This is a genomic window from Lysinibacillus sp., assembly GCF_032093475.1.
In the GTDB taxonomy this organism is placed as follows: Bacteria; Bacillota; Bacilli; order Bacillales_A; family Planococcaceae; genus Lysinibacillus; species Lysinibacillus irui.
Window position 1 is genome coordinate 37,542 of record NZ_DAMDAY010000014.1, and the last position, 9,421, is coordinate 46,962.

Sequence of the window (9,421 nt, forward strand, 5' to 3'; positions counted from 1 at the left end):
TCAGCAAAATTACGCTGTGTTTTTGTTACTTGAGCTGTAATTTCTTCTCCAGGAATTGCCCCTTTCACAAATACTACATTACGTTTGTAAAATCCTACACCCTCACCATTAATACCAAGTCTTTTTATTGTTAATGGGAATTTTTGTCCCACGGTCATCGTTGTTTGCTGCGTCAAACGTTCCACGTCCCTGCTTTATAATGTCATCTCCCCATTATAACGAAGGTACAGGGGATTGCAAAGCAACAGGGAAATCATCATATTCTAATACTAAATCGTCAAGTGATAAAAATGTATAGCCTTGTTTTTTTGCTTCTGCAATAAACATTGGTAAAGCTTCAGCATTGTCCTGTGCTACTGTGTGCATTAATATAACCGCTCCAGGATGCAATTGTTCCATTAGTGCATTATAAGCATAATCCGCACCACGACGTTCATCCTTCATCCAATCCTTAAATGCTACAGACCAGAAAATATGACGATAACCTTCTGCATTTCCCACCTCTAACACTTTTGCATTAAAAATACCTTCGGGTGGACGGGCATAAGTTGTGCGGTCAATTCCAGTTAATTCGCGTAGCTTTCCATCGAACTTTTTCCATTCTGCACGCATTCCATCTGGAGAGAGACGAGCCATATTGGGATGACCATAAGAGTGATTCCCGATTGTATGACCATCTTTTACCATGCGTTTCACTAAATCGCTGGCACTGTCTAAATAATGTCCTGTTAAAAAGAAGGTTGCAGGTACATTTTCCTTTTTCAATGTATCCAAAATACTTTCGGTAAAGCCGTTTTCATAGCCATTATCAAATGTTAAATAGGCAATTTTTTTATCCGGCTTTCCTTTGTAAATAGCTCCATATTTATCAAGTAACTGATCAAGCTGCGCTCCTGCCTCTGCCTGTTCTCCATTTTTAGCGCGCTTAAAGCCCCAATGGTGTTCATCAGAACCGGCAGCAAAATTTGGATTAAAGCTAATTCCTGCGGCAATAATAAAAGTAGCGATTACCGCACCTACAATATGTTGTTTCCACATAAAAAACGCATCCTTTCTTTTTCATTAGGATGCGTAAAAAAACTAGAAATTATCCACTATTTCCGAGCATTTAATATGTCTTCAAGTGCTTGTGTTAAATAAGGATATTGAAATGTAAAATGATGTTTTTCTAAAACTGTTGGGAGGACATGTTGACCCTCTAAAACAAGTTTACTTTGTTCACCGAGAGCTAAACGTATAGCAAAACCTGGCACAGGCATCCAATGACGTCTACCCATGACCTTTGCGAGTGTTTGTCCAAAATCTTTCATTCTCATAGCATTTGGGGCCGTTACATTAAATGGTCCATGGATACTTTCATTCATTATAGCGAAATAAATGGCACGTGCTACGTCATCGATATGTACCCATGACAGCCATTGTTCACCGGAGCCAATAGTTCCACCTACATGCATTTTATACGGTAATAGCATTGGTGGGAGTGCACCATTGTCTCGTCCTAAAATGACACCAAAACGTGCGAGAGCAACCCGAATCCCAAAACGCTCTGCTCGTTTTGCATGGCGTTCCCAATCATGGACGGTTGTTCCCAAAAAGTCAGTTGCATAAGCCGTAAAATCTTCATCATAGATTGCTTCTGTTGAAGTCGGATAAATACCTACCGCACTAGCATTAACAAATACTTTAGGTTTTTTCGTAAGTATTTCCATTATCCGTATTATTTCAAGTGTCGTAGTCATTCGGCTCCAATAGATAGCCTTTTTTTGTCTTTTCGTCCAGCGCCCATTATTTAAAGAAACACCTGCAAGATTAACAAAAACATCTACACCTTCAAATAACTCTACAGAAGGCTGGTGCGGCTGTAGCCATTGTACATAGTGAACGCCATTATCTATTTTTGATTGATGACGTGTTAAGACAAAAAGGTTATGACCATAGTCTTGCAATAGCTTTATAAGGGCTTTTCCAACAAAGCCAGTACCACCTGCAATAACGATTTTCATAACAACACCTCTTTTCGAATAAAAGCTTACTTGTAAGTTTACCATGTAACCGATTAGTGAACATCTGTAGCGTATGGTTTGAAAACGTATGTGTCAGAGGCGCAAAAAATCTTCGCTAATATATAGTACCCATGCAAGCAGAGATAACTACCTAATTAGAGAGGTGAATACCAGTGTACGTAGGCAAAATACTAATGCCAATTATCAAATCCTTTAAAAAGAAATGCTATAATAACTAGAGTGAGGTGTTTGCTATGCGTATGATTACAAAAATTGCACGTCAAAAAAACAATCCTGAGCGCTATAATATTTATTTAAATGAAGAATATGCTTTTCCGGTTGATGAAGCTATTCTCATTCAATTTGGTTTAACAAAGGGGAAAGTACTGGACGAATTTGAAATCCAGGAAATTGCCTATGAGGATGAAATACGTAAGGCATTTAATAAAGGATTAAATTTTTTATCTTATCAAATGCGAAGTGAGCATGAGGTTAAGAAAAAGCTCCTTGCATTAGAATTTGGAGAAGCAGTGGTGTTAGAGGCAATCCAGAAGTTAAAAACATATGGTTTTATCAATGATGAAAATTACTCAAAGGCATTGCTCGATACAAAAAAGGCTACTATGAAAAAAGGGCCAAGAGCGATTAGACAAGATCTTATCAAAAAAGGCATAGATAAAAACTTACAGGATGAGGTGCTTGCTACATATAGTTTCGAAGAACAATTAAACCTAGCTAGCCAGTTAGCCGATAAAATTGTTCGTTCAGAAAACAAAAAAACACCAACACAAGTAAAGGCAAAAATCCAAGACTATCTGTTAAGAAAAGGTTATGCATTTTCTATTGTTGAAGAGGTGCTTAACCAAATAGAGCTTGGACAAGATGAAGACAACTGGCAACAGCTCCTCGATGTTCAAGGCGAAAAAGTTTGGAAAAAGTACGTATCGAAGTATACTGGTTATGAGCTGAAAATGAAAATTAAACAGGCGCTCTATCAAAAGGGTTTTCCTATAGAGGTAATAGATCGTTTTATAGAAGAGAAGGAGAATGAAGAATGAACGAAAAAAATTATGCTGCTATGTCAGAGCATGAACTACGTGAGGAAATAGCTTTTCTAAAAGAAAAAGCTCGTAAGGCCGAGCAGCTAGGAATTATCAATGAGTTTGCTGTTTATGAACGCAAAGCCTTAATGGCAGCTGCTTATTTAGTAGATCTGGATACGATTGTACCAGGAGAAATGTATCGTATTGATGGTTCGGATAATGAATTTTTCGAAGTAGATTATCTAAAGGGACGCTTTGCTTGGGGACACCGTTTAGGTGGAAACAAGTATCAAGAAGCATTACCTGTATCTATACTATCCCCTGTAAAGGTGGGAAAGTAAGTGGAAGATAAAATTGAAAAATTGACAGCTGAGTTGCTGGCAAAAAATCCGCAAATGTCAGTGGGCCGAGCACGTGTTTGGGTTGAACTGTTATGGAGTGACTTTGAATCAACAGCTGCCAAAGCAGGATACGCTTATCGAGGCGCAGATTATACAGAAAATCTAGTACGCCAATTAATTACAAGCTATGGTAATAAACTCCATACCTTTGCAGGACGCAATCCAAAGTACTCTCATTTATTAGATGCTAGTGATGATATGATCCAATAAGAAAACCCTGACCACTATTGGTCAGGGTTTACTGCTTAATTACTTGCACCGATTTGTAGTTTTTTCTGTAACTTATCTTCTGTGAAAATCCAGCCCGTATAGGACGTCATGATTTCATTATTATCATTTAAATGTGCAACGGCCACGAAAGGATAACGATTATCGCTACGGTAACGCAGATCGATTAATCTTACTTCTGTTAAGCCGTTTTCAAGCTCTGAGATTTCCCATCGGTACATGGGGGAAAAGGACACAAATGCTGATAAGTTAGGGTCTTTCATTGCAGCATGGATAAGCGCGGTTTTTGGTAAAGGCTTAATTTCGAATTTATCGTAAATATTAACTGTCCTTCCATAAGCTCGCCCTACATAGTAATGTGTTTTAGATTTGGCTGCGATTCGCCAATGAAAGAAGCGCATAGTAGGTGCTACAATGACGTATTCTTCGTCCTGTAAGGTATGATGCACAGCTTTTTTTACAGCTTTTTGAACAGCAAATCGTAAAATATAATAAACTACAATGACGACATACATGATGCTAAATGTCCAAACAGGATTTGTACCAAATGCCCATAACACAATACCAAGACAATGTAAGGAAAAAATAATTGGATCAAATGTATTTATAACACCTAACGCTACCCACTTTCTAGAAAATGGTCGTATTGCTTGGGTACCATAGGCATTAAAAATATCAACAAAGACGTGAAGGGCTACAGCTAAAAATGTCCAAAGCCATAAATGAAACACATTTACGTCTTGCAAAATAAGCAATAAAACAACTGTAATTAAAATGGGCCAAATAGCTACAGCTGGTAGTGAATGTGTAATTCCACGGTGATGACGAATATAGATGGCGTTATTACGTAGTTTTAGCACAGTGTCGACATCTGGAGCCTGTGAGCCAATAATTGTACCTGCCATTACTGCAGTAAAAGTCATTGAATGGTTGGCTACTACAGGGTCGGCTAATGCAAGACCGCCAAGGGCTATACCCATAACGAAATGTGTACCTGAATCCAAAAATATCCACTCCTAGTATGCAATAAAATCGAGTACAATGTGCATACATCTTTATTTCAATAATAAAAGGTATATTGAAATTTCTAACATTCAGTCTTGGAATAAAGACAATTTTTGTCGATTATTCCCGAATGTACTTTTCCTAATTGTATACCCTTTTCATCATAAATTAAATCGTAAAAACATCGGAGGTCACTGTGAATTACCCATATGTAACAGAATTTCGACAATCTTTAGTCGAATGGTTTAACGCTGAGAAACGCGACTTACCGTGGAGACATACAACAGACCCTTATAAAATTTGGGTATCGGAAGTGATGCTACAGCAGACACGTGTCGACACAGTTATTCCTTATTACAATCGTTTTATGGAAAGTTTTCCAACATTAGATTTACTCGCGGAAGCACCACAAGACTATTTACTGAAACATTGGGAAGGTCTTGGTTATTATTCCCGTGTACGTAATTTACAAGCAGGTGCTCGTGAAGTTTTAGAAAATTACGGTGGCGTTGTGCCCGATAATCGTCACGAAATATCGAAATTAAAAGGTATTGGCCCCTATACTGCTGGAGCTATTTTAAGTATTGCCTATAATAAGCCTGAACATGCAGTTGACGGCAATGTTATGCGTGTTTTAAGTAGAGTGCTTGATATACATGATGATATAGCCTTGCCAAAAACGAAGAAAATTTTCGAAGTAGCGGTCGAAGAGCTAATTGATCCTAATCATGCTTCCTCTTTTAACCAAGGTTTAATGGAACTGGGGGCACTCATTTGTACGCCTACCTCTCCAAAATGTTTATTATGTCCAGTAAGAGAGTATTGCACCGCATTTAATGAGGGCGAACCAGAAAAGTTACCTGTCAAATCAAAGAAAATAAAAATGAAGCATCTCACGTACGAAGTCCTTATATGTGAAGATGTTAATGGAAAATTTCTAATGGAACAACGACCTGAGGAAGGATTGCTGGCTAAATTATGGCAATTTCCGATGATTGATACTAGTCAATCATCAATTGAAAACTTTACAAAGGAATACCCATTAGAAGGACAAGCTAAACAGGAGCTGATTTCTTTTAAACATGTCTTTTCACATTTAACATGGCATTTAAATAGCTATTATATGAAATGTGAGACAGCTACAATGGGCAATTGGTTAACGCCGGAGCAGATAGAACGATTACCGATGCCGGTTCCTATGTTAAAAATTTGGGAAGAAGTAAAAAAGCAAATCATAGGGAAATAAATCCTTCTGTAAATCATCAATTCATGAGCATAAATGTCATCACCTCCGTACACAATAATTAGCGTGGAGGTGAATGAATAATGAAAAAGCAAAACAACCAAAATTTCCAACCGAATAAAAACATGCAACGTCAAAGTGAAGAGTTTGGTTTTGAAACGGACGTAAATGAAGTGCAAAAGCAAAATGCAAAAGCAGAGCAAAAGAAAGCTCAATCTTCAGGTCGTTTCTCGAAAACTAACCAAGATTTAGGTGAATAACACTTTGTAATTGCATAATGCATTTACCTCTAAGGGGCTGTCTGAAATCCGAAAAGATGAATAAGACAGCCCCTTTCTTATTGAGGAAAGAAGTGAATATAGGCGTGCCTTTAGAAGTAGAATAGTTGGTGAAAAAACTAAAAAATATCAACAAAGTGGATGTTATAATAAAATTCATTTATAATTGACTAAATTTTATACGAATTCAAAATAGCGTAGTGAAATTTGTGGTTTTCTAACTACACCTTTCGCGTACACATTGCTATAATATACTAGAGACTGCTAGATTTAGGTAGCATAGACGAAAAGGTGGGCTTCAAAATGGCATTACCGGTAGAAGGAGAAACGATACAAATACATAGTTATAAGCACAATGGCCGTATCCACCGTGTTTGGCAAGAAACGATGGTTTTAAAAGGTACGAAGAATATCATGATCGGTGCGAATGAACGGACACTTGTGACAGAATCCGATGGTCGTACATGGCTAACGAGAGAGCCTTCTATTTGTTACTTCCATGCGGAACACTGGTTTAATATCATCTGTATGCTACGAGAAGACGGAGTGTATTATTATTGCAATCTAAGCTCACCATTTGTTTTCGATAATAATGCCATTAAATATATCGACTATGATTTAGACATTAAAGTTTTTCCTGATATGTCTTATACCCTCTTAGACGAGGATGAATATGAGCTTCATCGTAAGGAAATGTCTTATCCTGATGTCATTGATAAAATTTTAAAGCGCAATGTCGATAAATTAATAAGCTGGATTCAACAAAAAAGAGGACCATTTGCACCCGATTTCATCGATGTCTGGACAAATCGTTACAAATTCCAACTTGATATGCAGTCAGATGATTGTTAAAGAAAATCCGAACTATTCTGTGAGACTCTATAGTAGTGACTCCAGATAGTTCGTTTTTTCTATTTAAGACACTCGGTTATCAAGAGGCGTAAATGATTTTTGCCTATTTTTTTGTTAATTTCAGCACATGTTGTATGTGTCCTCGGAAAATTAGGTGTAACAACAGTGAATATAAAATAGTTCGCTATAAAGTCATCATAACTGTATTTTAATCAAAATATTGCTATAATACTTAGGGCATTCATCATTGAATGTCTGTTTCTTTTTGTAAGGATGTGATAAAAAATTGGGAAGTATCAGGCGGTATATGCGCTTTGTAAAACCATATACATGGGAAATTATTTTAACGATTATCATTGGTATAGTAAAATTTGCTATTCCTCTATTTATTCCACTGCTCATTAAGATTGTGTTAGACGATATTATTGCAGCAGAAGATTTAACAGATGTAGAAAAAACGAAAGAGCTGTTTTATTGGCTAGGCGGAACGATTATTGTGTTCTTTATTATCCGTCCACCAATTGAGTATTATCGACAATATTTTGCACAACACGTAAGCAATAAGGTTTTGTTTGATATTCGTAAGGAAATCTATGCACATTTACAGCGATTAAGTTTAAGATATTATGCCAATACACGTGCTGGAGATGTGATCTCAAGGGTCATTAATGATGTCGAACAAACGAAAAACTTTGTTATGACAGGTTTAATGAATGTATGGCTGGATCTTGCGACAATTGTTATTGCCATTGTCATCATGCTAACGATGGATGTAAAGCTGACATTAGTGGCGTTAGTTGCCTTTCCATTTTATGGATTGAGTGTTAAATACTTTTTTGGCAAACTGCGAGACTTAACACGTAAACGTTCTCAAGCACTTGCAGGTGTACAAAGCTATTTACATGAACGTGTAGCGGGTATGAGTATTATTAAAAGCTTTACGTTAGAAAAGCATGAACAAAAATTATTTGATACAGCAAATGGGGAATTTTTAGAGAAGGCACTTGATCAAACAAAATGGAATGCAAAATCATTTGCAGTCGTGAATACTATTACCGATGTTGCGCCATTGCTAGTTATAGCCTATGCGGGCTATCAAGTAATAAATGGCTCACTTTCTGTCGGTACGATGGTTGCCTTTATTGCTTATATTGAGCGATTATATGGTCCACTGAGACGACTTGTAAGCTCATCAACCACTTTAACGCAGTCAATTGCCTCAATGGATCGGATGTTTGATTTAATAGACGAGCCCTATGAAGTGAAAAATAGGGAACATGCACGTGAACTACCACGTGCAAATGGGAAAGTTCGCTTTCACAATGTATCCTTCCAATATGAAAAAACGGGGTCACCTATTTTAAGTTCAATTGATTTTACGATTAATCCTGGAGAGACTGTTGCCTTTGTTGGCATGAGTGGCGGTGGTAAATCCACGATTATCAGTTTAATTCCTCGTTTTTACGATACAACAAGTGGTCAAGTAACCATTGATGGATACGATGTACGAGATGTCACTTTACATTCGTTGCGTTCACAAATTGGGATCGTCCTGCAAGATAATATACTTTTTAGTGATTCTGTTAAAGAGAATATTTTAATGGGTCGCCCAGATGCAACAGATGAACAGGTCATCGAAGCAGCCAAAGCGGCAAATGCCCATGACTTTATTATGAGTCTGCCAAATGGTTATGACACAAAGGTTGGTGAACGAGGAGTAAAGCTATCGGGAGGACAAAAACAGCGTGTTGCTATTGCACGTGTATTTTTAAAAAATCCACCGATTTTAATTCTGGATGAAGCTACTTCTGCCTTAGATTTAGAAAGTGAAGCATTGATTCAAGAATCCTTAGATCAGCTCGCTCATGAACGGACAACTATTGTCATCGCACACCGACTTTCTACTATTACCCATGCTGATAAAATTTTTGTCATAGATCATGGTCAATTAATCGAAAGCGGTACACATGAGCAGTTAATGGACAAACAAGGGACGTATTATAATTTATTCCAAGTACAGCATTTGGATTAAAATTCGTACAAATTATGAAATTATTTCAAAAAAGTCTTCCATTTATTTATAAATGGAAGGCTATTTTTTTGTGATAAATGTAAAAAAATATCCCTTTATAAGATTTAATTATTATTGAAGGCGATTATTGTAGAAATTCTATGTAATTTGCAGAATATTAATGATTGAAAGAGTTCAGTATTTTAGTTAGAATTATCTGAAAATAAGGAATTTAACGAAAGTTATAGTATTCTATTAATATTATTATACAATTAAGTAAAATATAGGTAGGGTGAGGCGTTACACATGAGGAAAAAGCTACTAGAAATAAAAGGGTTAAAAACAACCTTTTTTACA

General features: G+C 36.8%; 11 protein-coding genes. 7 read left to right on the top strand and 4 right to left on the bottom strand.

Translation table 11 applies throughout. The features are described from left to right. From RT445_RS05545 to RT445_RS05555, 3 genes are all read right to left on the bottom strand, one after another. Positions 1 to 176: TRAM domain-containing protein (locus RT445_RS05545; RefSeq protein ID WP_313470053.1), on the bottom strand; the 176-nt coding region annotated here is incomplete at its 3' end. Positions 177 to 213: 37 nt separating this feature from the next. Next, positions 214 to 1,038: a polysaccharide deacetylase family protein gene (locus tag RT445_RS05550; protein ID WP_274794513.1), complete on the bottom strand. Its 825-nt coding sequence runs from the start codon at positions 1,036 to 1,038 to the stop codon at positions 214 to 216. A gap of 56 nt (positions 1,039 to 1,094) precedes the next feature. After that, complete coding sequence (locus RT445_RS05555) at positions 1,095 to 2,003, bottom strand: TIGR01777 family oxidoreductase (RefSeq protein WP_313470040.1); 909 nt, start codon at positions 2,001 to 2,003, stop codon at positions 1,095 to 1,097. A 254-nt stretch (positions 2,004 to 2,257) separates the two neighbouring features. On the opposite strand from RT445_RS05555, the gene recX reads away from it, so the two are divergent. The 3 genes from recX to RT445_RS05570 are packed head-to-tail and all read left to right on the top strand — an operon-like array spanning position 2,258 to position 3,657. Then, positions 2,258 to 3,061, top strand: coding sequence for a recombination regulator RecX (gene recX, locus RT445_RS05560; RefSeq protein ID WP_274794511.1), 804 nt, complete (start codon positions 2,258 to 2,260; stop codon positions 3,059 to 3,061). Beyond that, entirely contained in the window at positions 3,058 to 3,387 is a 330-nt protein-coding gene (locus tag RT445_RS05565) for a YfhH family protein (protein WP_313470043.1), read from the top strand. The genes recX and RT445_RS05565 overlap by 4 nt, the downstream gene beginning before the upstream one ends. Beyond that, complete coding sequence (locus RT445_RS05570; protein WP_313470045.1) at positions 3,388 to 3,657, top strand: YfhJ family protein; 270 nt, start codon at positions 3,388 to 3,390, stop codon at positions 3,655 to 3,657. Between the two features lie 35 nt (positions 3,658 to 3,692). Here RT445_RS05570 and RT445_RS05575 read toward each other — a convergent pair whose 3' ends face one another. Beyond that, entirely contained in the window at positions 3,693 to 4,679 is a 987-nt protein-coding gene (locus RT445_RS05575; protein ID WP_313470047.1) for a metal-dependent hydrolase, read from the bottom strand. A 197-nt stretch (positions 4,680 to 4,876) separates the two neighbouring features. On the opposite strand from RT445_RS05575, the gene mutY reads away from it, so the two are divergent. The 4 genes from mutY (at position 4,877) to RT445_RS05595 (ending at position 9,085) form a co-directional block, all read left to right on the top strand. Beyond that, the gene (mutY, locus tag RT445_RS05580) at positions 4,877 to 5,926 is read left to right on the top strand and encodes an A/G-specific adenine glycosylase (RefSeq protein ID WP_313470048.1); all 1,050 of its coding nucleotides are present in this window, start codon (positions 4,877 to 4,879) and stop codon (positions 5,924 to 5,926) included. Between the two features lie 80 nt (positions 5,927 to 6,006). Then, positions 6,007 to 6,183, top strand: a complete 177-nt coding sequence (locus RT445_RS05585) for a gamma-type small acid-soluble spore protein (protein ID WP_274794506.1) — start codon at positions 6,007 to 6,009, stop codon at positions 6,181 to 6,183. A gap of 321 nt (positions 6,184 to 6,504) precedes the next feature. After that, positions 6,505 to 7,053 (top strand): nucleoside tri-diphosphate phosphatase, encoded by a 549-nt coding sequence (ntdP, locus tag RT445_RS05590; protein ID WP_274794505.1) that lies wholly within the window; start codon positions 6,505 to 6,507, stop codon positions 7,051 to 7,053. A 307-nt stretch (positions 7,054 to 7,360) separates the two neighbouring features. Continuing rightward, positions 7,361 to 9,085: an ABC transporter ATP-binding protein gene (locus tag RT445_RS05595; RefSeq protein WP_396631792.1), complete on the top strand. Its 1,725-nt coding sequence runs from the start codon at positions 7,361 to 7,363 to the stop codon at positions 9,083 to 9,085. Positions 9,086 to 9,421: the final 336 nt, after the last annotated feature.